General features: G+C 69.7%; 27 protein-coding genes. 15 read left to right on the top strand and 12 right to left on the bottom strand.

Going from position 1 to position 24238, the window contains the following annotated elements; genetic code table 11:
- The first annotated feature begins 4 nt into the window (after window positions 1–4).
- The 3 genes from RUH65_RS04905 to proC are packed head-to-tail and all read left to right on the top strand — an operon-like array spanning window position 5 to window position 2731.
- On the top strand, window positions 5–1042 hold the full coding sequence (locus RUH65_RS04905) for a Ppx/GppA family phosphatase (RefSeq protein WP_313816122.1): 1038 nt from the start codon (window positions 5–7) through the stop codon (window positions 1040–1042).
- Window positions 1043–1049: 7 nt separating this feature from the next.
- Window positions 1050–1907: a sugar phosphate isomerase/epimerase family protein gene (locus RUH65_RS04900; protein WP_313816121.1), complete on the top strand. Its 858-nt coding sequence runs from the start codon at window positions 1050–1052 to the stop codon at window positions 1905–1907.
- On the top strand, window positions 1904–2731 hold the full coding sequence (gene proC / locus RUH65_RS04895) for a pyrroline-5-carboxylate reductase (protein ID WP_313816120.1): 828 nt from the start codon (window positions 1904–1906) through the stop codon (window positions 2729–2731). Before RUH65_RS04900 ends, proC begins: the two co-directional genes overlap by 4 nt.
- 105 nt (window positions 2732–2836) lie before the next feature.
- Here proC and RUH65_RS04890 read toward each other — a convergent pair whose 3' ends face one another.
- Both RUH65_RS04890 and RUH65_RS04885 read right to left on the bottom strand, forming a co-directional pair.
- Window positions 2837–3508, bottom strand: a complete 672-nt coding sequence (locus tag RUH65_RS04890; protein ID WP_313816118.1) for a TrkA family potassium uptake protein — start codon at window positions 3506–3508, stop codon at window positions 2837–2839.
- Window positions 3501–4946 (bottom strand): TrkH family potassium uptake protein, encoded by a 1446-nt coding sequence (locus RUH65_RS04885; protein ID WP_396179625.1) that lies wholly within the window; start codon window positions 4944–4946, stop codon window positions 3501–3503. The genes RUH65_RS04890 and RUH65_RS04885 overlap by 8 nt, the downstream gene beginning before the upstream one ends.
- Before the next feature lie 260 nt (window positions 4947–5206).
- Here RUH65_RS04885 and RUH65_RS04880 point away from each other — a divergent pair, with 260 nt between their 5' ends.
- From RUH65_RS04880 to RUH65_RS04860, 5 genes are all read left to right on the top strand, one after another.
- Window positions 5207–6532, top strand: coding sequence for an acetoin utilization protein AcuC (locus RUH65_RS04880; protein WP_396179623.1), 1326 nt, complete (start codon window positions 5207–5209; stop codon window positions 6530–6532).
- Window positions 6533–6686: 154 nt separating this feature from the next.
- Window positions 6687–6914: a helix-turn-helix domain-containing protein gene (locus RUH65_RS04875; protein WP_313816117.1), complete on the top strand. Its 228-nt coding sequence runs from the start codon at window positions 6687–6689 to the stop codon at window positions 6912–6914.
- 174 nt (window positions 6915–7088) lie between these two features.
- A complete protein-coding gene (locus RUH65_RS04870; RefSeq protein WP_009882927.1) occupies window positions 7089–7187 on the top strand; it encodes a 30S ribosomal protein bS22 in 99 nt (32 codons plus the stop codon).
- Between the two features lie 109 nt (window positions 7188–7296).
- Window positions 7297–7614, top strand: coding sequence for a glutaredoxin family protein (locus RUH65_RS04865; protein ID WP_313816110.1), 318 nt, complete (start codon window positions 7297–7299; stop codon window positions 7612–7614).
- Complete coding sequence (locus tag RUH65_RS04860; RefSeq protein ID WP_313816109.1) at window positions 7611–8321, top strand: redox-sensing transcriptional repressor Rex; 711 nt, start codon at window positions 7611–7613, stop codon at window positions 8319–8321. Before RUH65_RS04865 ends, RUH65_RS04860 begins: the two co-directional genes overlap by 4 nt.
- Window positions 8322–8359: 38 nt before the next feature.
- Here RUH65_RS04860 and RUH65_RS04855 read toward each other — a convergent pair whose 3' ends face one another.
- Entirely contained in the window at window positions 8360–9196 is an 837-nt protein-coding gene (locus tag RUH65_RS04855; RefSeq protein WP_313816108.1) for a hypothetical protein, read from the bottom strand.
- 78 nt (window positions 9197–9274) lie between these two features.
- On the opposite strand from RUH65_RS04855, the gene RUH65_RS04850 reads away from it, so the two are divergent.
- The 5 genes from RUH65_RS04850 to ccsB all read left to right on the top strand — a co-directional run bounded on the left by RUH65_RS04850 (window position 9275) and on the right by ccsB (window position 14376).
- Complete coding sequence (locus RUH65_RS04850) at window positions 9275–9943, top strand: histidine phosphatase family protein (RefSeq protein ID WP_313816107.1); 669 nt, start codon at window positions 9275–9277, stop codon at window positions 9941–9943.
- 118 nt (window positions 9944–10061) lie between these two features.
- Window positions 10062–10736, top strand: a complete 675-nt coding sequence (locus RUH65_RS04845) for a TlpA disulfide reductase family protein (protein WP_313816106.1) — start codon at window positions 10062–10064, stop codon at window positions 10734–10736.
- An 8-nt stretch (window positions 10737–10744) separates the two neighbouring features.
- On the top strand, window positions 10745–11533 hold the full coding sequence (locus RUH65_RS04840) for a cytochrome c biogenesis protein CcdA (RefSeq protein WP_313816105.1): 789 nt from the start codon (window positions 10745–10747) through the stop codon (window positions 11531–11533).
- Window positions 11530–13248: a cytochrome c biogenesis protein ResB gene (locus RUH65_RS04835; protein WP_396179619.1), complete on the top strand. Its 1719-nt coding sequence runs from the start codon at window positions 11530–11532 to the stop codon at window positions 13246–13248. Before RUH65_RS04840 ends, RUH65_RS04835 begins: the two co-directional genes overlap by 4 nt.
- Before the next feature lie 3 nt (window positions 13249–13251).
- Window positions 13252–14376 carry a c-type cytochrome biogenesis protein CcsB gene (gene ccsB / locus RUH65_RS04830; RefSeq protein WP_313816104.1) on the top strand — a complete coding sequence of 375 codons (1125 nt, stop codon included), beginning with the start codon at window positions 13252–13254 and terminating at the stop codon, window positions 14374–14376.
- 3 nt (window positions 14377–14379) lie between these two features.
- On the opposite strand, the gene RUH65_RS04825 is transcribed toward ccsB, so the two are convergent.
- The 4 genes from RUH65_RS04825 to RUH65_RS04810 all read right to left on the bottom strand — a co-directional run bounded on the left by RUH65_RS04825 (window position 14380) and on the right by RUH65_RS04810 (window position 17947).
- Window positions 14380–14922 (bottom strand): hypothetical protein, encoded by a 543-nt coding sequence (locus RUH65_RS04825; protein WP_313816103.1) that lies wholly within the window; start codon window positions 14920–14922, stop codon window positions 14380–14382.
- 141 nt (window positions 14923–15063) lie between these two features.
- Complete coding sequence (locus tag RUH65_RS04820) at window positions 15064–17061, bottom strand: alpha/beta hydrolase (RefSeq protein ID WP_313816102.1); 1998 nt, start codon at window positions 17059–17061, stop codon at window positions 15064–15066.
- A 10-nt stretch (window positions 17062–17071) separates the two neighbouring features.
- Window positions 17072–17410: a hypothetical protein gene (locus RUH65_RS04815; protein WP_313816100.1), complete on the bottom strand. Its 339-nt coding sequence runs from the start codon at window positions 17408–17410 to the stop codon at window positions 17072–17074.
- A gap of 105 nt (window positions 17411–17515) precedes the next feature.
- Entirely contained in the window at window positions 17516–17947 is a 432-nt protein-coding gene (locus RUH65_RS04810) for a PLD nuclease N-terminal domain-containing protein (RefSeq protein WP_313816099.1), read from the bottom strand.
- 88 nt (window positions 17948–18035) lie between these two features.
- On the opposite strand from RUH65_RS04810, the gene RUH65_RS04805 reads away from it, so the two are divergent.
- Entirely contained in the window at window positions 18036–18332 is a 297-nt protein-coding gene (locus tag RUH65_RS04805) for a DUF4229 domain-containing protein (RefSeq protein WP_313816098.1), read from the top strand.
- Here the strand turns inward: RUH65_RS04805 and RUH65_RS04800 are convergent.
- The 5 genes from RUH65_RS04800 to RUH65_RS04780 all read right to left on the bottom strand — a co-directional run bounded on the left by RUH65_RS04800 (window position 18329) and on the right by RUH65_RS04780 (window position 23467).
- On the bottom strand, window positions 18329–19198 hold the full coding sequence (locus RUH65_RS04800) for a 1,4-dihydroxy-2-naphthoate polyprenyltransferase (RefSeq protein ID WP_313816097.1): 870 nt from the start codon (window positions 19196–19198) through the stop codon (window positions 18329–18331). The genes RUH65_RS04805 and RUH65_RS04800 overlap by 4 nt on opposite strands.
- A 110-nt stretch (window positions 19199–19308) precedes the next feature.
- A complete protein-coding gene (locus tag RUH65_RS04795) occupies window positions 19309–20547 on the bottom strand; it encodes an AMP-binding protein (protein ID WP_313816096.1) in 1239 nt (412 codons plus the stop codon).
- Window positions 20548–20597: 50 nt separating this feature from the next.
- Window positions 20598–21590 (bottom strand): 1,4-dihydroxy-2-naphthoyl-CoA synthase, encoded by a 993-nt coding sequence (locus tag RUH65_RS04790; protein WP_313816094.1) that lies wholly within the window; start codon window positions 21588–21590, stop codon window positions 20598–20600.
- A gap of 42 nt (window positions 21591–21632) precedes the next feature.
- Window positions 21633–22385, bottom strand: a complete 753-nt coding sequence (locus tag RUH65_RS04785; protein ID WP_313816093.1) for an ABC transporter permease — start codon at window positions 22383–22385, stop codon at window positions 21633–21635.
- Window positions 22382–23467 (bottom strand): ATP-binding cassette domain-containing protein, encoded by a 1086-nt coding sequence (locus tag RUH65_RS04780; RefSeq protein ID WP_313816092.1) that lies wholly within the window; start codon window positions 23465–23467, stop codon window positions 22382–22384. Before RUH65_RS04780 ends, RUH65_RS04785 begins: the two co-directional genes overlap by 4 nt.
- 62 nt (window positions 23468–23529) lie before the next feature.
- Here RUH65_RS04780 and RUH65_RS04775 point away from each other — a divergent pair.
- A partial coding sequence (locus tag RUH65_RS04775) for a YafY family protein (protein WP_313816091.1) occupies window positions 23530–24238 on the top strand: 709 nt, incomplete at its 3' end.

Raw genomic sequence — 24238 nt, 5'->3', positions numbered from 1 at the left:
CACCATGCGCCTGGGTGTGCTGGACATCGGTTCGAACACCGTCCACCTGTTGCTGGTGGACGCGCACCCCGGCGCGCGTCCCTCGGCGTTCGCCGACCACAAGCGGTCCCTGTCCCTGCTCAACCACCAGGATGGGGATGGACGCATCAAGGAATCCGGCCAGGATGCGCTGGTGACCTTCATCCGGGAGGCGGTCGCCTTCGCCGTGGCGAATGGTGCCGAGGACATGATCGCGTTCTGCACCTCCGCCATCCGGGAGTCCGGCAACGGTGCGGAGGTGCTGGAGCGGGTCACCCGGGAGACCTCGGTGCACCTCACCGAGCTCTCCGGTGATCAGGAGGCCGCGATGACGTATTTCGCCGTGCGCCGCTGGCAGGGCTGGGACGTCGGCTCGATCCTGAACTTCGACATCGGCGGCGGATCCTTCGAGATCGCCTACGGCATGGACGAGCTGCCCAGCTACGCCGTGTCCATCCCTTTGGGCGCCGGCCGGCTGACCCGTGACTGGCTGCCCGCGGACCCGCCCACGCCGAAGTCCACCAAGAAGCTGCGCAAACACATCAAGGCCACCATCGCCGAGGCGGCCGAGGGATTCCCACTGATGACTGCGCCCGTGCTGGTGACCGGCACCTCGAAGACCTTCCGCTCCCTCGCCCGCATCGCCGGCGCGGCGCCCCTGGCCGCCGGACCGTTCGTCAAACGCCATCTGCGGCGGGAGGACCTCACACTGTGGGTCAACCGGATGGCCGCGATGACCGCCAAGGAACGGGCCGGTCTGCCGGGGGTGTCCGAGATCCGGGCCGCCCAGATGCTCGCCGGCGGCATGGTGGCCGAGGCCGCGATGGACGCGTTCGGTGTCACCCAGGTGGAGATCTGCCCCTGGGCCCTGCGTGAGGGGCTCATCATGCGCCGGCTGGACGCGCTGGTCCAGGAGGGCATCCTGGGCCGGGAGAACACCCCGGGCGTCGGGAACGTCTACCTCAACCCGGACCCGATGCTGCCCGGCTTCTCCGTGGGGGTGACCAGTGACTGGACCGGCTGAGATTCCCGTGACCCTGTCCTCGTCCTCCGTGTTCCCCCTGGGCACGCAGGATGTGTTCGCGATGGCCGAGGACCTCGGCTACGACGGGGTGGAGGTCATGGTCACGCACAACGCGTGGTCCCAGGACCCCGTGAAGCTGAACCGGCTGTCCGAGAAGCACGGCATGCCGATTCATTCGATCCACGCCCCGACGCTGCTGTTCACCCAGCAGGTGTGGGGTTCGGCCTGGAACAAGCTGGCCAAGAGTGCGGACCTCGCCCGTGAGGTGGGGGCCGAGGTGGTGGTGGCCCACCCGCCGTTCCGGTGGCAGGGCAACTACGCCTCCGGCTTCGCCGAGGGCATCCGGCAGATCATGGACGCCACCGGAGTGCTGATCTGTGTGGAGAACATGTATCCGTGGCGGGCCGGTGGCCGCGAGGCCAAGATGTACCTGCCGCACTGGGACCCGGTGCCGGAGGACTACGACTACGTCATCTGGGACTTCTCCCATGCCGCCATCGCCCAGGAGAACTCCCTCGACGCGTTCCGCTCCCTCGGGGACCGGCTGCGCCACGTCCACCTCACGGACGGCACCGCCAACGGCAGGGACGAGCACATGCTCCCCGGTGACGGGGATCAGCCCGTGGCCGAGTGCATCGAATACCTCGGGGAAACCGGCTGGGACGGCGCCGTGTGCGTGGAGGTCGGCACCCGCAAGACGAAATATGCCGGGGAGCGCGAGGAGATGCTCATCTACTCGCTCGAGTTCGCCCGTCACCACCTCGCCGCCGGGGCCGCCCGTTCTGTCTCCGGCGGAGAGCCGGAAGATCCTGACACCGATCAGGACACCGATCAAGACACCGTCGAAAGGTCCCCCCTTCCATGAAGATCGCCCTGCTCGGACTCGGGAACATGAACGGCGCCATCCTGGCTGGGATGCTCGCCGCCGGAACGGATGCCGCCTCGGTGCACGCCACCGGCCACTCCGCCGAGCGGGCCCGGGAGAACCAGGAGCGCTACGGGGTCAGTGTGGCCGCCACCGAGTCCGATCCCGAGGCGAACCGCACCGCGGCCGCGGGGGCCGACATCGTGGTCCTGGGGGTCAAGCCTAAGGACATCCTCGCTCTGTGCCGGGAGATCCACGGTGCCGTGCGCCCCGGAACCGTGGTGGTGTCCGTGGCCGCCGGGATCCCGCTGGCGGCCATGGAGGCGAACCTGCCAGAGAGTCAGCCGGTGGTGCGGACCATGCCGAACACGCCCCTGACGGTGGGCATGGGCGTGGTCGGGCTGGCCGGCGGGACCGCCGTGACCGAGCACCACGTGGACCTGGCTGCCGGTCTCTTCCGCGGCTCCGGTTCCGTCTACCAGGTCGAGGAGTCCCAGCTCGACGCCGTGGCCGCCGTTTCCGGGTCCGGGCCCGCCTACGCCTTCCTGCTGGCCGAGCTGATGGCCGCCGGTGGAGTGGGCATGGGCCTGGACGAGGACCTGGCGCAGGACCTCGCCCGGGCCACCGTCGCCGGGGCCGGCCGGATGCTCGCGGAGCCGGACGTGGACCCGGCGGCACTGCGCCGGGCGGTGACCAGCCCCCATGGCACCACGGAGGCTGCGGTCAACTCTTTCCTGGACTCCGGTCTCGCCGACCTCATCGCCCGGGGCATGCAGGCCTCCGCCGCCCGCGGCCAGGCGATGAGCCGCGAATACGGGTCCTGACCCCCCGCTCCGAACTAGCGGTCGATAGTGCACCGCATGCTGGCCGGTAGTCGTGAACATGGGGTGCCTCTGACCGCTGGTTTCTCGTCAGGATCAGGATCAGGATCAGGGGCGGGAGGCGAAGCGCTCCAGCAGGTCGGTGTGGCCGGAGACGATGAGCGTGTCCCGCGGCCCCACCTTGGTATCCGGCTGCGCGTAGGTGAAATCCTCGCCCGGGGTCTTCACGCCCACGATCGTCACCCCGTACTTGGCACGGATGTCCGACTCGGCCAAGGTGAAACCCACGGCCTCCGCCGGCGGATACATCTTGACGATCGCGAAGTCGTCGTCGAACTCGATGAAGTCCAGCATGCGCCCGCCCACCAGGTGGGCGGCCCGGACGCCGGCGTCGTGCTCCGGGAAGATCACGTGATGGGCGCCGATCCGGCGCAGGATCTTGCCGTGGGCCGGGGTGATGGCCTTGACCCAGATGTGCTCCACGCCCAGGTCCACCAGGTTCACGGTGATGAGCACGGAGGACTCGATCGAGGTCCCCACGCCCACCACGGCCGTGGCGAACTCCTGGGCGCCGAGCTGGCGCAGCGCCTGGAGGTCGGTGGCGTCGGCCTCCACCACGTGGGTCAGCGTACCGGCCCATTTCTGCACCAGGCCCGCGTCACGCTCGATCGCCATGACCTCGCGGCCCTGGGTCACCAACTGCTCGCCCACGGCGGCACCGAAGCGGCCCAGGCCGATCAGCAGCACCGGGGCGTGCGGATCCGGACGGTTCTCAGCCAATGATCGGCCTTTCCTCGGGGTACCGGAACAGGATGCGGCGCTGGCGCAGGGCCAGCGCGGACGCGAAGGTGATCGTACCAACACGACCCGCGAACATCAGGACGGTCAGCACGTACTTGCCCGCCGGCGGCAGCTCGGCCGTCAGCCCGGTGGTGAGCCCGCAGGTGCCGAACGCGCTGAGCACCTCGAACAGCGGGCGCTGCAGGGACTCCTCGCTGATGGCCACCAGGGCCATGGTGCCGACCAGGATGAGGGTGGCGCCCAGGGCCAGGACGGAGATGGCCACGCGGACCGATCCCGGGGTGATGGTGCGACCGTGGGCGGTGACCTCCCGGTCGCCGCGGGCCTCGGCCACGATCGCCAGGAACATCACCGCCAGGGTGGTGACCTTGATGCCACCGGCCGTGGACGCCGATCCGCCGCCCACGAACATCAGGGCGTCCGTCAGCAGCAGGGTCTCGGGCGACTGCTCGTTGATGTCATAGACGGAGAAGCCCCCGGACCGGGACATCACCGAGCCGAACAGCGAGTACTGGAGGCGCTCGGCGACCCCGAACTGGCCGAGCGTGGCCTGATTGGACCACTCGAAGATCCCGATCAACAGGGCTCCGCCGAGCACGAGGGCGGTGGTGGTCGTGACGGTCAGCTTGGTGTGCAGGTTCCACCGGGACCACCGCCAGCGCTGCTGCATCAGCACCATGACCACCGGGAAGCCCAGGGCGCCGGCGAAGACCCCGGCCATGAGGGTCCAGATGATCCACGGGTCGTGCATGAAAGATTCCACCCCATCCGCGTGGAGGGTGAAACCGGCGTTGTTGAAGGCGGAGACCGAGTAGAAGATCCCGTTCCACAGGCCGTCTCCCCACGAGCCGGTGTGCACGATGAACCGGGGGACGAGCACCACCGCCAGGACGGCCTCGAAGAAGAACGTGGTGCCGACCACCACGCGCAACAGGGACCCGACCTCCCCGATCCTGCCGGTGGTCATGCCCTCCTGCGTGATCAGTTTGGACCGCACGCCCAGCCGCTTGGACACGGCCAACGTCAGCAGCGCGGCCATGGAGAGGATCCCCAACCCGCCGATCTGCATGGCCACGAGGATGACCAGCTGGCCGGCGAAGCTCCAATGCTCCGCCGTGTTCACCGGTGTCAATCCCGTGACGGAGACCGCGGAGGTGGCCACGAACAGGGCGTCGTGGAAGGCCGTGACGCGCCCCGTCCTCGAGGCGAAGGGCAGGGACAGCAGGGCGGTGAACACCAGGATGACGACGGCGAAGGCCAGCAGCGCGGCCCGCGCCGGTGATGCTCCGGCCACCGTGGAGACGAACAACCGGAGGCGCTCGAACACCTCCCGGAGCCCGGAGCGGTCCGGACCGCCGGCCGGGGGACCGACGCGGGGGGACAGCGCCCTGCGCAGGGCGGAAGGCGGGCGTGCCACGCGGCCGCCCGACGGCGTCGGGATCCGGCCTCCGGTGTTGCGGCGGGCCGGGGGCCGGGACGGGGAGCGAGACAGGGAATGGGGGCGGGGGATGCGTTGGTGCCGGGTCATGCGCCGGTGATCACGTCCCTTCTGTTCCGCTGTTCCGCCTGTTCCGTCCCTTGTCATGAAGGATCCCATCATCCACCATCCGGTGCGAGATCCGGTCCATGACGTCATCACCTGCCAGTGGTGACGCCGGAAGCATAGTCTGTGTGGTGATGACCAACACACCGAACGACGCGGCCGGCACTGTTCCACGTGCCGATCCAGGTATCGACCCGAGCGCCGTGTCCAGTCCTGCCCCCAAGAAGGCCCCCGTCCCGGCGCCCGAGGACCGTCCCCCCTTGGCGACGGCCGTGGTCTGGGACGAGGCACTGCTGGGCTACAAGTTCAGCACCGCCCATCCCATGTCCCCGGTGCGCCTTGACCTGACCCACCGGCTCTCTCAGGCTTTCGGCCTGCTCGACCGGCCCGGAGTGAGTCTCATCAAGCCGGAGGTGGCCTCTGACGAGGTTTTGGCCACCGTCCATGACCTCGAGTACATCCGTGCCGTCCGCGCCGTCAGCACGGGCGAGAGAGCCGAGGATCTGGAGCGGGGGCTGGGCACGGACGACAACCCGGTGTTCCCGCACATCCACGAGGCCTCAGCCCGGATCCTGGGCGGCTCCGTGGCGGCGGCCGAGGCCATCTGGGCGGGGGAGGCCCTGCACGCCGTGAATTTCGCCGGGGGGCTGCACCACGCCGGCCGTGGCAAGGCCAGCGGATTCTGCATCTACAACGACTGTGCCGCGGCCATCCAGCGGCTCCTCGACCGAGGGGCCCGGCGGGTCGCCTATGTGGACCTGGACGCCCATCATGGGGACGGCGTCGAGTCCATCTTCTGGAACGATCCACGCGTGCTGACCATCTCCGTCCACGAGACCGGCATCTCCCTGTTCCCGGGGAGTGGCTTCGCGAACGACTCCGGCGGGCCGGAGGCGCCCGGCTCGGCCGTCAATGTGGCGCTCCCGCCGGGCACCGGTGATGCGGGCTACCTGCGGGCCACGCACGCCGTGGTCCCGCAGCTGCTCCGGGCCTTCGACCCGCAGGTGCTGGTCACCCAGCACGGCTGCGACGGCCACGGGGACGATCCCCTGACGAACCTGCGGATGTCCGTGGACGGTCAGCGCCAGCTCGCCCTGGACGCCTCGGACTGGGCCCGCGACTTCGCCGGGGACCGCTGGCTGGCCACCGGGGGCGGTGGCTACAGCCCCTTCTCCGTGGTCCCGCGGACCTGGACGCATCTGGTGGCCGCGGCCACCGGACAACCTCTCCGGACCAGCACGGTCATCCCGCAGTCATGGCGAGAGGACGCCGCACGGGCTGCCGGGATGGAACCGGACGAGGAGATGGTGGGGATCCCGGCCATCATGTCGGACGGGGTGGATGTCTGGTGGCGCTCCTGGGAGGTCGGCTACGATCCCTCGGACCCCGTGGATCAGACCATCATGGCGACGCGGAAGGAGATCTTTCCCTATCATGGGCTGGATCCCTGGTTCGACTGACACGCCGTTGTATGCTCTGGTGGAGAGCCTGTGGTGACGTGAGTACTCCGCATGTTCGATAGGATGTCTGAGGATGCCACGCCTAGCGCGGTAGATGTACTGTGCCGCCAGATCGAGACAGTTCGAAGCAGGGCAGTGGAAAAGGGGAACGCAAGTGGTTGATGCCGGTAACTTCGCCGACACGCGCTTCATGACGGTCACGGAAGTGGCCGAGATGATGCGCGTGTCCCGTATGACCGTTTACCGGATGATCCATGCCGGCGAGCTCCCCGCTGTGCGCTTCGGCCGTTCCTATCGGGTGCCTGAGTCCGCCGTCGAGCAGATCCTGCAGACCGGCGCCACGGACCACCGGGCCACCGGGACGGATGGCGGCCACGCTTGATGTCTGCCGGCCACCGTGCCGGCATTCTGGCCGGCCCTGACGCCGGCCGATGTTCCCGGTTCGTTGCCACACCCGAGTGCAGGGTAAGGTGTTAGGGAACGTTTTTGACCAAAGATGTACGGATCTTCAACAGGCGTCTGTTGCGGATTCACCAACCACACAAGAGGTTTCCCTATGGGTTCAGTGATCAAGAAGCGCCGCAAGCGGATGTCCAAGAAGAAGCACCGCAAGCAACTGCGCAAGACCCGTCACCAGCGCCGCAACAAGAAGTAGGCGCTGACCGCGAGGTCTCGCTGTATTCGGGGCCGTCCCGCCGCAAGGCCCCGAATCTGTTTAAGCCGCTCGGAACTGGTGAACCCCTGCCGGGCCTACGATGGAGCCGATGACTGACATGCAGCCCCCGCCGGCACCCCGCTCCGCCCCTGGCCACGCGCCCGGCCGCACCCCTGGCCGCGTCCCCGCCGTCGAGCTCCTCGTCAAGGACGGCTGCCACCTGTGCGCGGACGCCCTGGCCGTGGTGGAGGAGGTCTGTGGCCGGCTCGGGGTGGGCTGGAATGCCGTGGACATCGCCGGGCGTCCGGACCTGGCGGAGCGGCATGCCGAGGAGATCCCCGTCCTGATGGTGGACGGCGTGCAGCGGGACTTCTGGCGCATCGACCCGGTCCGCCTGGAGCGGATGCTGACCGCGGACCGGCCATGAGCGGTGACGGTGTCACCGGCGGCATCGGAGACGGCGCCGGGACGGGCATCGGTCACGGCGCCGGCCACGGTCGGGGACCGGGGTCCGGCCTCTCCCGTCCCACGGTGTCCCGCTTGCCCGGCTATCTGCGCGCCCTGGCGGCCTTGGCCCGGGCCGGAACCGCCCGCGTGTCCTCCACCGAGCTGGCCCGGCACACCGGGGTCAGTCCGGCCGTGCTGCGCCGGGACCTGTCCAGCCTGGGCCAGCTGGGCCGCCGCGGGGTCGGCTATCCCGTGGCGGCACTCCAGCAGGCCATCAGCCGTGCCCTGGGTCTCGTGGAGGATCAACCCGTGGTCCTGGTCGGTGCCGGGCACCTCGGCTCGGCGCTGGCCGGCTATGCCGGCTTCGGGGAGCGTGGGATGCGCCTGTGTGCCGTGCTCGACGCCGACCCCCGCCTGGTCGGGGAACGGCGCGGTTCCGTGGTGGTCCGCCCGCTCGAGGAGCTGGAGGAAAGCGTCGTCGAGTCCGAGGCGAGGCTGGCGATCATGGCGGTGCCGGCCGGCGTCGCGCAATCCGTGGCCGACCGTCTGGTGGCGGCGGGGATCCGGGGACTGCTGAATTTCGCCCCCGTGGACCTGGTGGTGCCCCGCGGGGTGACGGTGCGTGCCGTGGACCTGTCCACCGAACTGCAGATCCTGGCGTTCCACCAGGCTGAGCTGCGGCAGTAGGCGGTGCCGGCCGGGCAGGTGGACCGGAGGTGCGGGGCCTAGCGGCGCATGGCCTTCTCCCACGCCTTGGCGCGGAGGTACTCGCTGGAGGGGCGCAGGTAGGCGAAGACGATGCCGGCGACGCCCAGGGCCACGTAGATGAAGCCGAGGCCGAAGACGGAGGTCAGGGAGAGCACGGCGAAGATCGTGCCGAAGATCCGGGCCACGTTGGAACCGCGGCGGATGCCGGTGGCGATCAACCAGTACACGGCCACCAGGAGCACGGTGAAGACCACGGCGAAGATGCGCACCGAGGCCAGGAAAGACTCCATGTCGATCGCCAGGCCGGCCGCCTCCATCTGCTCCTGGTAGAGGTCCAGCATCTCCGGGGTCAGCCCCATGTTCGGCGAGAACAGGGAGGACAGCTCGATGACCAGGAACGCGAGGCCGGCCGCGAGGATCAGCCAGTAGGACCGGTCGATCGTGGCCGGCCGGGTGATCGGACCGAGCTGCTGCGGGGTGCCCTGACCCGGATAGCCGTATCCCGGGCCGGGCTGGTTGACCGGCGGCTGCCCGTAGGCGGAATAGCCGTGCGGGGGCTGTCCGTAGGGAGATTGACCGTAGGCGTTCTGCCCCTGCGGAGGCTGGCCATAGGGGGATTGACCGTGCGGCGGCTGGCCGTAAGGCGGGGCCGGATGCTGGCCCTGCTGGCCCTGCCGTTCCTGCTGTGCCTGGCTCAGTCGGGCCTGGTGCTCGGCCTGCTGATCCGGCGTCAGGCGGATGCCGTATTGGGGGCGATCGTCCCGGGGCTGACCCGGCTGACCCGGCTGACCCGGCTGACCCGGCTGCTGGGGCTCGTCGGGCTGCTCGGGGTGTTCGGGATGCTGCTCGTTCATGGCGGGCCCTTCCTGCGGGACTCTCGGGTCGAATGGTCTGGGGTCAACGCTATCGCCCGATTCTGACAGTATGGACCCATGCCTTCTGCGACCGTGCACCTTGTCCGCCATGGAGAAGTCCACAATCCGGACAGGGTCCTCTATGGTCGCATCCCCGGGTACCACCTCTCGGAACTCGGGCACCGGATGGCGGCGGACCTCGGAGACTGGTTCGCCGGTGAGGCCCGCGCCTCGGGGCGGACCCCTGCTCTGCTGGTTTCCTCCTCCCTGCAGCGCGCCCGGGAGACGGCGGCCCCCATCGGCCAGGCCCTGTCCCTGGAGCCGGGCGTCGATGACCGCTTCATCGAGGCCACGAACCACTTCGAGGGGGGCTCGAGGGTCGCCAGGCAGCTCTGGAAGCCTCGCCACTGGCCTTTCCTGCTCAATCCGATGCGTCCCTCCTGGGGTGAGCCGTACCGATCCCAGGTGAGCCGGATGAGCGAGGGCATCCTCGAGCTGCGTGACCGGGCCGTGGAACTCGGGGGAGAGGGCGCCGAGGCGATCGTGGTCTCCCACCAGCTACCCATCTGGGTCACCCGGCTCTCAGCCGAGGGCAGGCCGCTCTGGCATGATCCCCGCCAGCGCGAGTGCACCCTGACCTCCGTCACCTCCCTGCACTTCGAGCCGGGACAGTCCGCCCCGCGGGTGGAGTACCGGGAGCCCAATGCCGCCCTGCTGGCCCACGCCTCCAACCTGCCGGGCGCCTGACGCGGCACCTCAGCCACTCACGCCACCGCGGCGTTCCTCCCGGCGGATTCCGCCCGCGTCTACTACAGGCGGTAGAATCCAACGGACGCCCAATCCCCACTGGAGTATCCGAGCTGCCATGACCGTTCCACATCAGCACCGACCAGCCCACGGCTCCGGTCCCCGAACCGGGACCGGCCCGAGCCGGCGGAACGTGCTGGCCGGGCTCGCCGGACTGGCAGCATTGCCGCTGCTGGCGGCCTGCGCCACCGAGGACCCGCTGGCCGCCCAGGCCGGGAACGCGGACGGCAAGAACTACATCGCCGGTGACGGATCCGTGCTGGAGATCGCCGCCGAAGACCGCGGTGAACCCGTGCAGTTCACGTCCACCGCCTTCTCCGGCGAATCCGTCAGTGCTGCCGACTGGCTCGGGGATCCCGTGGTGCTGAACTTCTGGTATGCGGCGTGCGCCCCGTGCCGCGTGGAAGCCCCGGACCTGCAGTCCCTGCATGAGGAGTGGGAGCCACAGGGGGCGCGGTTCGTGGGCGTGAACGTGCGGGACACCGCCGGTACCGCCGAGGCCTTCGAGCGGAACTTCGGGATCACCTACCCCTCGCTGGAGGACCGCGGCGGCCAGGTGCTGCTGGCCATGACGGACTACGTGCCGCCGCAGGCCGTGCCCACCACGATCGTCCTGGACCGTCAGGGCCGTGTCTCGGCGCGCATCCTCGGGGTGGCGGAGCGTTCCACACTCAAGACGCTGATCGCCACCGTCGTCGATGAACCGGCCGACCCTGCCGACGAGCAGGCCTGAGCCGCCCGATGCTGCAGGCCGCCATCGCCACCGCCACCACCACAGTCAACAATCCCTTTGCCGAGATCGTCATGGACGGCTCGATGCTGTTGGCCATGCCCATCGCCCTGCTGGCCGGTCTCGTCTCCTTCCTCTCGCCCTGCGTGCTGCCGCTCGTGCCGGGGTACCTCGGCTACGTGACCGGGCTGACCGGCGCGGATCTGCAGGACCAGAAGCGTGGACGGATGCTCCTCGGCATCGCCCTGTTCGTCCTGGGCTTCTCCGCGGTGTTCGTGCTCGTGGGGATCGTGTTCTCCCAGGTCACCATCTGGCTGCAGGGTGACGGCGAATGGCTGACCCGCGTGCTCGGCGTGGTGGTGATAGTCCTGGGCGTGGTGTTCATGGGCGGGCTCGACCGGCTGCAGCAGGACCGCCGACTGCACGTCCAGCCCAAGGCCGGGCTGTGGGGCGCTCCCGTCCTCGGCGTGACCTTCGGCCTGGGCTGGGCCCCCTGCATCGGCCCGACCATGGCCGCCGTCCTCGCCATGTCCACCGCGGGGTCCACCAATCCCGGCAAGGGTGCGCTGCTGGCGTTCATCTACTGCCTCGGCCTGGGCCTGCCGTTCCTGCTCATCGCCCTCGGCCTGCGCCGCGGCCTGGGTGCCATGGCCTTCTTCCGCCGGCACCGGGTGGCCGTGATGCGCTTCGGCGGCGGGCTGCTGATCGTACTCGGCGCGCTGATGGTGTCGGGGTTGTGGAACTCCTGGGTCGTCCAGCTGCAGACCTGGTTCGCCAACGAAGTGAGGCTGCCGATTTGAGCCAAGAAGACAACCTGCGGGCCACCCGGGCCGAGGAGGCCCAGTCGGGCCGGAAGAACCGCCAGCGCGAGGACGTGGCCGTCCCTGCGCTGGGTTTCAAGGAGTCCCTGCGCTTTGCCTGGCGGCAGCTGACGTCCATGCGCACCGCGCTGATGCTCCTGCTGCTGCTGGCCGTGGCCGCCGTGCCCGGCTCCCTGTTCCCGCAGCGTCCGGCCGGCCCGGAGATCGTCAACCAGTACCTCGAGGACAACCCCGTCCAGGGTGCATGGCTGGACCGCTTCCAGATGTTCGACGTGTACTCGTCCGTCTGGTTCTCCGCCATCTACATCCTGCTCTTCGTCTCCCTCATCGGCTGCGTCCTGCCGCGCGCCGCCAAGCACGCCAAGGACCTGCGCTCCGCCCCGCCGCGGACCCCGCGCCGGCTGAACCGGCTGCCCGAGTACGGCAAGGTGCTCCTCGAGACCACCGGGCCGTCCCCGCGGGACGCGGTGGCCCAGGCCGCAGCGATCCTGAAGAAGCGCGGCTACCGCACGGATATCCGCGAGGAGCCCGACGGCGGCGCCTCCGTGGGTGCCGAGCGCGGCTATGTGCGGGAGATCGGCAACATCTTCTTCCACCTGTCCCTGATCGGCGTCCTGGCCTTCATGGCCATCGGCGGTCTGCTGAGTTACTCGGGGCAGAAGATCATCGTGGAGGGGGAGGGCTTCGCCAACACCCTCGTGGCCTATGACTCCTTCACCCCCGGCAGTGCCTTCTCGGAGGACCGGCTGGAGCCGTTCTCCATGACCCTGGACGGCTTCGAGGCCGTGTTCGACCGTGAGTCGGAGACCCACTACGGCCAGCCCCTGGACTTCACCGCGCACATGACCGTCCAGGAGGGAACCGACGGCGAGGCGACGCAGCAGGACCTGAAGGTCAACCACCCGTTCGACATCGGCGGCACCCGCGTCTACCTCGTCGGCAACGGCTACGCACCGGAGGTCACCGTCCGGGACGGCAACGGGGACATCGCGTTCCAGGGGCCCGTCGTCGCGCAGGTCCAGGACCAGCTCTACACCTCGCTGATGGTCATCAAGGCCCCGGATGCGCAACCGGAGCAGCTGGGCTTCGTCGGGTTCTTCCTGCCCACGGCCTACACCGGGGAGGACGGCGTGGCCGTCTCCATCGACCCGGAGCTGTACGAGCCCGAGCTGAACCTGAACTCGTACTACGGGGACCTCGGCCTGGACGAGGGCGAACCCCAGAACGTGTACGTGCTGGACACGGACAACCTCACCGAGCTGAACAACCGGGACCTCGCGTCCGGCGGCATCACGCTGAGCCCGGGGGAGTCCTACGACCTGCCGGAGGGCAAGGGTTCCATCAGCTTCGACGGTGTCCAGCGGTACGTCGGCCTGGACATCCACCACGATCCCGGCAAGTGGGGCGTCGGCTTCTTCGCCATCCTGGCCCTGGTGTCCCTGGGCGTGAGCCTGTTCGTGCGCCGCCGCCGCGTGTGGGTCCGTAGCGCTACCGGCCCCGACGGGTCCACCATGGTGGAGTACGGCCTGCTCGCCCGCGGCGAGGACTTCGGGCTGCGCGAGGAGAACGTCTCCCTGCGCCGCCAGTTCGAGAAGACCTGGCCCGTGGTCGCCCCCGAGGACGACCTCGACCACCGCCAGACCACGTCATCCACCGCCGGGACCACCGGCGCCACCGAGAATCGACCGGAGTAACCCATGCAGTCCATCAATCTGCAGCTGGCCAGCTACAGCGACCTGTTCATGCTGATCGCTGCGCTGGTCTACGCCGCGGCCTTCATCGTGTTCGCCATCGATATGGCGACCTCGTCCAAGACCATCCGCACCCTCGAGGCCGAACTGGCCGCCGAGACCGGCGCGTCCGATGACGCCACCGCAGCGGCGCTGCAGCACCGCGGTCAGCTGGTGGGGGCCGGCGTCGTGGGCCAGGACGCGGGCACCGAGACGAGCATGCCGCCGGCAGCCGGCTCCTCCGGGGCCGTCACGGGCCGCGGGGGGACGGGGACGGTCACCGACCAGAACCTCGTGGACGAGGACATGGCATACCTGGGCACCACGCGGCGCCCGGCCGCCAACGTGGCCGTGGCCCTGATGGTCATCAGCGTGCTGCTGCACGCCTTCGCCGTGATCGCCCGCGGCGTCTCGGCCAACCGGGTTCCGTGGGGCAACATGTACGAGTTCTGCACCACCGGTGCCCTGCTGGTCGCCGCGGTGTACCTGCTGTTCCTCATCCGGAAGGATCTGCGCTTCCTGGGGACCTTCGTCTCCGGGCTGGTCGTGGTCATGATGTGCGCTGCCACCATGGGCTTCCCGACCCCGATCGCACACCTGCAGCCGGCCCTGCAGTCACCGTGGATCGTCATCCACGTTTCCGTGGCCGTGCTCGCCTCCTCACTGTTCGGCCTGACGTGCGCGATGAGCGTGCTGCAGTTGCTCCAGCACCGCCGTGAGGCCCGTCTGAGGGCCGGGGGCGAGGGCAAGCCCGCCTTCATGCGCCTGGTCCCGTCCGCCTTCAGCCTCGAGAACTGGTCCTACCGCATCAACGCCGTGGGCTTCGTGATGTGGACCTTCACCCTGATCGCCGGCGCCATCTGGGCCGAGGCCGCCTGGGGCCGCTACTGGGGCTGGGACACCAAGGAGGTGTGGACCTTCGTCATCTGGGTCGTCTACGCCGGTTACCTGCACGCCCGCGCCACCCGCGGTTGGACCGGGGATCGCGCCGCCTGGCTCTCGATCATCGGCTTCGCCTGCCTGGTCTTCAACTTCACCATCGTCAACACGTACTTCCCGGGCCTGCATTCCTACGCGGGCATCCCGGAGTAGAGGTCACTCCGGGAGGGGCTTCGGCTCTCCGTTGCTGAACTTCGAGCGGTCGTCGTTGGGGTACAGCGGGTCGGCTGATCCGTACATCGGGTCCAGCACCGATCGGGTCATGGTGTGTCCGGCGGGCATCTCCAAGCAATCCGTCGACAGCTGGAGTGACAGCCCCGGCCGGCCGGTGCCGGACGTGTAGGTGACGGCCAGGGCCAGGTCTCCCTTGGCCGCAGCGTAGAGGTTCTCCGAATTCGGCGCGGTGTTGCCCCGCTTCAGGGGTTCCCATCCCCGTTGTTCGGCCGCGTCCTGAATCCGCTCAGCCGCGATCTCGGCATCCTCCCGGGAGACGCCGACGCGACCTGAGGCTCCCGTCCAATGGGTCTTGCGGCTGGCCTGCTCCGGATCGGGATCCCCCAGGCAACTGTTCTCGGCCAGCTGTCCAACGGAGTCCCAACCGGCGGCGCGCACCAGATCCGGAATCTCCGCTTCCATGGCCCGGCCCTGCTCGGCGGAACGGGCCTCGGCGTCCGAGGTGGTGTCGGCATCCGGATTCATGCATCCCCCTAAAGCCAGTGCCAAGGCCGCGAGGGCCAGCATGGCGGTGTTGCGGCCTGTGTGTCCAGTTCCCATGTGAATCGTGCGGTCCCGTTTCGTCGCCTGGTGTTTCCAGTCTTGCATGCCGGCGATCTGCACCCCTCAGTGCAGGTCCTGGACCGGCACCGTCGGGATGCCGTTCTCGCGGTAGTGGTCCGTGTCCGTCTCCAACGGGTATCCGATGGCCGGATAAGGGGAGCCGAAGGTGGCGTGGATCTCCGGTTCCAGGTATGGGGCGACCTCCCCTCCGTACACCACGCCGGCGATGTTCTCGGCAGAGGTGGACCCGTGCTCGAAGTAATCCGTGTGGCCCCCCATCACCGTGGATCCGTTGCCCATGAACCCGGATTCCAGCCGGACGGCTCCCATCTGCTGAACCGGGTTGGACCCCTCCCAAAAGGAACCGCCATGGGCTCCTCCTCCGAGGAGCTGCGCGGCGGCAATCGGGTCGTCGTTGGTCTGGATGAGGTAACGGTGCGCGTACTCGTTCTCGGTGTCGTCCGGGGAGGACACCTCATGGCCGGTCCCGGCGGGTGCGACGTAGACGATGTTCGTGGAGTCCAGACCCTCGCGTTCGGCCGTGCCGAGCAACGAACCGCCCGCGCTGTGGCCCACATAGGTCGTGTCCACATCCCGGGTCCGATGGGTGGACATCTCCAGATCGGCGGCATGGTCGAAGGCAGCGAGACGGGGCGCGCCCTGCTCGTTGAAGTGGGGTGTCGCATTGTCCCGGATCAGGTCCTGGGGCAGGTCGGTCCCCTGCCAGTAGATGGAGACCGTGCCCTCCGGGTCATCGCCGTCCATCGCGTTCAAGGCGCTGTTGTAATGATCCACGCTGGCGATGGTGGTGTTGGTCCCGGGCACGAAGGTCACGGCCCGCTCGGTGTCACCGGAGGGCTCGCCCCGCATGGTGGCGATCTGGCCGAGGCCCTCGGTGGAGACGTACACCGTGGAGTAGCCCGGGAGTACGAATGAATCAGGGTTGGCGGCCGCGGGCGGATCCGGCTCGGGGAACTCATCTCGCCCGTACGCGTCCCATGCCTGGGTGAGGCCCTGCAGGACGGTCTCGAGACGGGCCTCCTCGTCCTCCCACTGGCCGCGCTCGTAGGCATTGCCGGGAGCGTGCTGCGGCCTGTTCTCCCGGTGCTCGGCGAGGTTCTCCGCGGTCTGCTCCCGCAGCCCCGCCACGGTGACCTGGTTGGTCTGCCCGCGCGTGGCCAGCGGGATGCCGTTGAGATTGCCGATGACGGCCGGAAACAACAGCATCAGGCGCTCGCGTTCATGGTCCTCGAGTCCCATCCACGCCTCGCGGATACCGGCGATGCCCTCCTCGCTGAGCTGCGCATCACCCGCCATGGCCTCGATCATGATCTCCTCGGCGGAACCGGGGATCGGATTCCCCGGCACCTCGTTCTCCGCCAGGGCCCGCGCTGCCTCCGGGTTGGCCTCGAGCCAATCCCTCAGCTCATCCTCGGTCAGTCCTCGCAAGTCCCGCCAGATGCTCCGGGGGTCAAGCTCGCCGAACGCCTCATCCAGCTCGCTGGTCATGGCCGCCCAGTCCAGGGTGCCGTCCTTCCGGGGGCTGTTGACGGCCGGCAGGCCCTCCGTGGTGCCGATGGAGATGGCGCCGATCGCCGACTCGAAGGTCTCCTGGGCGTTGTCCCAATCGGTCGCCAGGCTGGTGGCCCGTTCGTTGAAGGTCAGGATGGCCGCCCGGACCTCCTCCACCTCGGCCTCATCCTCCGAGGACAGGGCCGCGCTGCGCCGCGAGGACAGTCCGGGCTCCTCGTGGTCCAGGTCCTCCCGCTCGGTCTGCAGCGGCTGGCCCGTGGCAACGAAATCATCGATGGCGTCCTGGGCCGAGGCCAACGCGGTGGCCCAGTCCTCGGCATGGGGTTCGAGGGCGTCCAGCCCGGCCCACACCGCGTCCTCGGTGTCGTCATGCCGGTACCAGGTCCGGAACCCCTGCCAGGAGGACTGGGCATCCGTCATGGAGCCCTGGACGTTCTTCGACTCCGTCTTCAGGTCCGCGGCCGCATCGCTGAGCGTGTCCCACGCGGCCTCGACCGCCGGATAGGTCTTCAGGTGGGGAAGGCTCATGGTGTGCGGATCAGCCCTCGTCCTCGGGCACGACGATGTCCGCCAGGGAGCCCAGGGCCGAGCGGCCGTCCGAGCTCATGATGCCGTCGGACTCGATGAAGGCGTCGGCGGCATCGGCCACACAGGAGGCCTGGTGCAGGATCAGGTTGGAGATCCGCTCACCGGTGCCCGAACGCTGCGACCAGAAGACGGAGAAGGCCGTCTGGGCGGTGGACGCCGTGCCGAAAGCGCCGGAGATCTCGTCCCCGGCCGTGCGGGCCGCCACGGCGGCTGTGTCCAGGATCTGTCCGTCTCCGGCCACCCGAACCAGGGTGGAGTGAATGCCCTCGGGCTGGATGTCGTGTGCCACGGTCCTCAGCGTCGCACCGATGACGGGGAACGACGATGGGGACAACTCCCCATCGTGGTTCACGCCACGGTTCATGCCCCGGTGCCGGGCACCCGAGGCGGGGCGTCAGGACTGGTCGGTGCCGCCGTCGGGCTTGGGGGTATTGGATCCGCCGGGCTCCGGGGTGCCGTTGCCCTTCGGATCCCGCTTCTCCCGCGCCTTCAGCTCGGCATCCCGGCGGTCCAGCTCGGCCTGGCGTGCGGCCTGCTTGCGCTGGACGTCGAGCTGGCGCAGGAAGGCAGCATCGTCGTCCGGGGATTGCGGGCGCTGGGGACGCGCCGGGCCGCCGGCGGTGCCACCGCCACTCGAGGACCCACGACGCCGGCCCAGGAAGAGCCACAGCAGCGCACCCACCAGCGGGACCAGCACGATGATCAGGATCCACACGGCCTTCGACATGGCCCGCACCTGGTGGCGTGGGGTCATCAGGCACTCGATCAGCGAATAGATGATGAGGCCGGCGGCGACGATGCCGAGGGGGATGAGGAAGCGGGGCATGGCTCCAGTCTACGGACCGGTGCCAGCACAGCTAAACCGGCTGACTGCGCGCCGATCGTGCGCCGGCCCATCCCGGTAGACTGCCCTGGTGCGAGTTTTCAAGTATGCCGTGATCCGCCTGGCCGTCTTCTTCGTGGTCTGGGGCGCCTGCATGCTGCTCGGCCTCGGATGGGTCTTCTCCACCATCGCGGCTGCCGTCATCGCACTGGCCGCGGGGTACCTGTTCTTCAACGACCTGCGCACCGGCGCCGGAAGTGACGTGGCCAGCGCCTGGGAGGGCCGCGGGACACGGGAGCAGTTCACATCCGAGCGGGCCGATGCGGACGCCGAGGATTCCTACACCGAGGGCCGGTACTTCGATCCTGGTAACGACGAGAAGGCTTAGAGCACCAGCCCCGCGGCGAACAGCACCGCGTAGACGAGGCCCAGGATGCCGGTCAGCTTGAGCACCGGGATGAGGTCCCGGCGTTCGGATGAGCGGATCATGGTGATCGAGGGCCGGACGGCCACGGCGGCCGTGAGCGCCACGAGCCACAGCCACGGGTACTCACCGGTGAAGAACAACGGCAGCACGATCGCCACGCCCACCATCGCCACGTAGGACCAGCGGGCCGGGGTGTCGCCGAGCCGGGCGGCCAGCGTCATCTTGCCGGTCTGACGGTCCGTGGGGATGTCCCGGACATTGTTGGCCATGAGCAGCGCGGTGGAGACCAGGCCGCAGCCCACGGCACCGGCCCATGCCGGGCCGGACACCGCCAGGGCCTGCGTGTAGGTGGTGCCGAGGACGGCCACGAGGCCGAAGAAGATGAAGACGAAGACCTCGCCGAGACCCCGGTATCCGTAGGGCTTCTGGCCCCCCGTGTAGTACCAGGCGGCCACGATGGCCAGGACCCCGACGACGGCCAGCCACCAGGTGCCCGACCAGGCGATGAGGCCGAGGCCGGCCACGGCGGCGACCCCGAAGCAGGAGAACGCCGCCAGCTTGACCGCGCGCGCCGGGGCGGCCCCGGAGCCGGTCAGCCGCAGCGGGCCGACGCGGTCATCGTCCGTGCCGCGAATGCCGTCCGAGTAGTCGTTGGAGTAGTTCACGCCGACTTGCAGGGCCAGGGCCACGATCAGGGCCAGGACCGCGCGGCCCAGGTGGAACCCGTCCAGGGCGTGGGCCGCGGCGGAGCCGATGAGTACCGGGGCGATCGCCATCGGCAGGGTGCGCAACCGCGCACCCTCGATCCACTGGGCGGCTGTGGCCATGGGGTGTGTACCTTCCTGAGGTGCTGGAGCGTGCTGTCACGAGGTCTTGAGCGGTCTTGAACTTTGAGGGCAGAAATCAGTACTCATTTCTGCCCTGAAAACGGTGGGGGTCAGGTGGTGAAGCGGGTGAGCAGGGACTGGCGGTCCGTCTTGCCGTTCGGCAGCAGCGGCAGGGACTCGAGGACCAGCCACTGCTTGGGCACCGCGGCCGGTCCCAGCTGGGCCCGGATCGCCTCGCGGGCGGCGGCCTGGTCGAACGGCGCGTGACCCCGGCCCGTTGCCACGGCGGCGCACACGCGCTGTCCCCACTCGTCGTCGCGGGCGCCTCCGACGAAGGCAGCCTGCACACCCGGGAGTGCCTCGAGCACCTGTTGGACCCTCGCCGCCGAGACCTTCACGCCGCCGGTGTTGATGACATCGTCCACGCGGCCGGTCACGGTGAGGCGCTGCCGGCCGGGGGCCCCCTCCACGGTGCCGGCGTCCTCGGTCAGGAACCAGCGAGTACTGCCGCCCGGCCGGGCTCCGGAGCCGAAATGCGCGGCCGTCCGCTCCGGGTCGTCGAAGTAGCCGGCGGCGATCATCGGGCCGGACAGCCGCAGGCGGGGGACGCCCGGGTGCCCGCCGTCCGCGTCCGGGCTGGCGACGAGGTCCGCGGACACGCCGTCCAGGGGGACGCCGTCATACACGCAGCCGCCGCAGGTCTCACTCATGCCATACGTCAGGTGGATCCGCAGACCGGCCTCGGCGGCAACCTCCCGGACGCGGTCGGGGAGGCGGGCGCCGCCGATGAGGATCGCGTCGAAGGTGCGCAGGGCGTCCACGGCAGCCCCGGCGAACCCGGCACCCGAAGGGCTCGAGGCGCCCGGGCCGGCGTCGGGCACCAGGAGGCGGGAGAGCATGGTGGGCACGAGGGACAGGGCGCGGAAGCCGGTGCCGCGCTCCATCCGGTCCACGGCCTCCACGAACGCCTGCGGCGTGAACGGCCCAGGGGCCAGTGGGACGGGGGTGGTGCCGGCCGCGAGGGAGCGAGAGAGCACGGCGAGCCCCGCCACGTAGTGCAGGCCCACGGCCAGCAGCCACTGGCCCTCGCCACCGATCCGGCCGGCGGTCGCCGCGGCCGAGGCGGCCAGGGCCTCGCGCGTCGGGAGGGTCTGCTTGGGGGCTCCGGTGGAACCGGAGGTGCGTACGACGGCGACCGTCCCCTCGGCACCGCCGGCCGCCGGATCCGCGGCTTCGGGGCGGGGGACGATCCGGCCGCCTTCGGTGAACTCGACCGGAGGGCCGGAGCCGTCCAGGGCAGCGGCCAGCGCACGCTGGGCGCGGTCGAGATCGGCAGGGGTCACAGGCACGGATCGAGTCTAGCCAGTGGCGGGACCGATCCTGCCCTCTTGGATCCCGCTCAGAAGTGGTGCGGGAACGCCGACCAGTCGGGATCGCGCTTCTGCAGGAATGCGTCCCGGCCCTCCACGGCCTCATCCGTCATGTAGCCCATTCGGGTGGCCTCGCCGGCGAAGACCTGCTGGCCGGCCAGGCCGTCGTCGGCCATGTTGAAGGCGAACTTGAGCATGCGGATGGCCTGCGGGGACTGGCGGTTGATGTCCGCGGCGTACTCGAGGGCCACCTCCTCGAGGCGCTCATGGTCCACGGCCTCGTTCACCGCGCCCATCTGCACCATCTGCTCGGCGGAGTACTCGCGGGCCAGGAAGAAGATGGCCCGGGCGTTCTTCTGCCCCAGCTGGCGGGCCAGCAGGGCGGAGCCGTAACCGGCGTCGAAGGAACCGACGGTGGCATCGGTCTGCTTGAACCGGCCGTGCTGGCGCGAGGCGATGGTCAGGTCGGCCACCACGTGCAGGGAGTGCCCGCCGCCGGCCGCCCAGCCGTTGACGACGGCGATGACCGGCTTGGGCGTGGTCCGCATGAGCCGCTGGACCTCGAGGATGTGCAGGCGGCCGGCCCGTGCCGGGTCCACGGTCTCGGCGGTGTCCCCCTCGGCGTAGCGGTAGCCGTCCCGGCCGCGGATGCGCTGGTCACCGCCGGAGCAGAACGAATGGCCGCCGTCCTTGGGGGAGGGGCCGTTGCCGGTGAGCAGGATGCAGCCGACGTCCGGCGTCATACGGGCGTGGTCCAGCGCCCGGTAGAGCTCGTCCACGGTGCCGGGACGGAACGCGTTGCGGACCTCCGGGCGATCGAAGGCGATGCGGACGGTCGGCAGGTCCCGCAGGATCGCCCCGGAGGTGTCCCGCTGCACCTGACGGTGGTACGTGAGGTCCTCGAAGTCGAAGCCGTTCACCACCCGCCAGTGCTGCGGGTCGAAGACATCTGAGACCTTCTCCGGCAGGGCACCTGCGGATTCCGGGGCGGTCGGGGTCTGGGGGGTCTGCTGTCCGTTCACCCGGCCGAGTCTAGCCAGAGGCCCCGACCTCCGGGTCCGCCGTCAATCGCGCCGCATGGTGCGCACACCCACCACCAGCCCGACGCCGGCGACCGCCACGGCGGCCAGCGCACCCCACAGCACCTCCAGGGCCGCCAGATCCCCGGCCAGCAGGACCCGCTCGGCCGTGACCACGTGGCTGACCGGGTTGACGGCCGCCACCACCCGCATCCAGGCGGGTCCGTCCTCCAGGGGCAGCAGCATGCCGGAGAGGATGAGCAGCGGGAAGATCAGCAGTTGCTGCACGCCCCAGAACAGCCACTCGTGCTCCTTGGTGGCCAACCCCAGTGAATAGCTCAACGCGCCCAGGCCGATCCCGAACACCGCCAGCAGCACCAGACCTGCCGCCAGGCCCACGGGATCCGCGCGAAAACCGAAGGGGAACGCCACGGCCACGATGACCAAAGACTGCACGGTGATCGGCACGACCTCCTTCAGGGCCCGTCCCACCAGGAGCGAGGAACGGGAGACCGGGGCCACGAGGGTGCGTTCGTGGGCGCCGGTCATCAGGTCGTATTGCAGGTTCGACCCGACGGCGCCGGTGCCGAAGAGCACGATCATCACGAGCACGCCCGGGACGAACCACTGCAGGGTCTCGGCGGTCGAACCGCCGGACTGGCCGATGAGCAGCGGAGTGAACAGTCCGAGGAAGACCAGGGGCTGGACCAGGCTGAAGATCAGGGAGAAGGGGTCACGGACCATGGGCCGCAGCTCGCGGACCAGGACGTGGTAACTGTGGGTGGCGATGGAGCTCATGATCGGGTCGCTTCCTGGAGGGTGTGGTCAGGGTCGGACGTGTCGGTGTCAGGCACCGCAGTGTCAGATGCGTCCGGGTCAGGGCCGGCGGCGAGGTCGGCCTCGCGCAGCGAGCGCCCGGTCAGGGACAGGAAGACGTCGTCGAGGGTGGGCGGGACGGCGGCGGCCGATGCCGGCGGCAGCCCCTCGGAGTCGAGGGCGCGGATGAGGTCGGGAAGTCGGCCGGCGCCGTCGGGGACCGTGACCGCGAGGCCGGGGCGGCCGGCGTCGTCCGTCACCGCGATGGTCTCGGTGTGCAGGAGGCGGCCGAGCAGGACGCGGGCGGCCTCAGCGTGCCCGGTGTCCGGGAAGCCGAGGGTGACGGCGTCCCCGGCCAGCCCCGCCTTGAGGTGTTCAGCCGTGTTGTCCGCGATGACCCGGCCGGCGTCCATGACCAGCACCCGCTCGGCGTAGCGGTCCGCCTCGTCCAGGTAATGGGTGGTGAGAAAGACGGTGGTGCCATGGCTCTCGCGCAGGTCCAGGATGTGCTGCCACAGGTTGGCCCGGCTCTGTGGGTCCAGGCCGGTGGAAGGCTCATCGAGGAAGAGCAGCGTGGGGGCATGGACGAGGCCCAGCGCGATGTCCACGCGCCGTTTCTGGCCGCCGCTGAGCTGCTGGACGGTGCGCCGGGCGAAGGGGCCCAACTCGAGCGACTCGATGAGCTCATCCGCGCGCCGGGCCCGCTCGCGCCGCCCCAGGCCGTGGAAGGCGCCTTGGCTGAGCAGCTCGTCCCGCACCCGCTGGGACAGGCTGCCGGACGTACCCTGCCCGACGTAGCCGATGCGCGAGCGCACCCCCGCCGGATCGGTGTGCACGTCGCAACCAGCCACCGTGGCGGTGCCGGCCGAGGGACGCAGCAGCGTGGTGAGCAGACGGAGGGAGGTTGACTTGCCGGCGCCGTTGGGGCCGAGGAAGGCGAGGAGTTCGCCGCGGGAGACGTCGAGATCGAGGCCGGCCACCGCCTGCAGGTGCTTTCCCGGGGAACCCGGGGCCGTGAAGCGCTTGGCCAGACCGCGGCTGTGGATGATGGTGTCTGTGGTCATGGCACCACGCTAGGAACCACCGCGGTCAGTTTCCGTCCGCATTGACAGACAGAATGGTGGGCATGGCCGACACCACCGCACGGACCCTGAACCTGCTCAGCCTGCTGCAGACCCACCGGCACTGGGGCGGCTCGGAGCTGGCGCGCCGCTTGGGCGTCTCGGATCGCACCTTGCGCCGCGACGTGGAGCGGCTGCGGGAGCTCGGTTACCGGGTGGACTCCGTCCCCGGGCTGGACGGTGGCTACCGGCTGGAGGCGGGAGCCGCGGTGCCACCCCTGCTGTTGACCGACGAGGAGGCGGTGGCCATGGTGATCGGCCTGCGGGTGGCCGCCACCCAGCGGTTGGTGGGAGGCCCGGACACCACCCTGGCCGCGCTGGCGAAGCTGGAACAGCTGCTCCCCTCCCGCCTCCGGCGCCGGGTGGGTGCGCTGGGGGAGTTCGTCCAGCCCACCGGGCCGGACGGTCCGAGCACCTCACCCGAGGTCCTGGGCGAACTGGCCCTGGCCTGCCGCGATCAGGAGCGGGTGCGCTTCGCCTACACAGCGGCCGGTGGCGCGGAGACCACCCGCCACGCGGAGCCCTACGCCCTGGTGCCCGCCGAGTCGAGGTGGTACCTGCTGGCCTGGGACCTGGACCGGGACGACTGGAGGACCTTTCGCGTGGACCGCCTGTCAGGCTTGTTCCACACCCGGGCGGCGTTCGCACCCCGGCCGTTGCCGCCCGAGGGAACGGCGGCGTTCGTGGCCGCCGCGGTCCAGGCCAAGTCGACCG

Origin of the sequence: Citricoccus sp. (genome assembly GCF_032154715.1) — a bacterium.
Classification (GTDB): domain Bacteria; phylum Actinomycetota; class Actinomycetes; order Actinomycetales; family Micrococcaceae; genus Citricoccus.
Note: the sequence above shows the minus strand (reverse complement) of the source record. Positions and strands in the feature narration are given on the sequence as shown.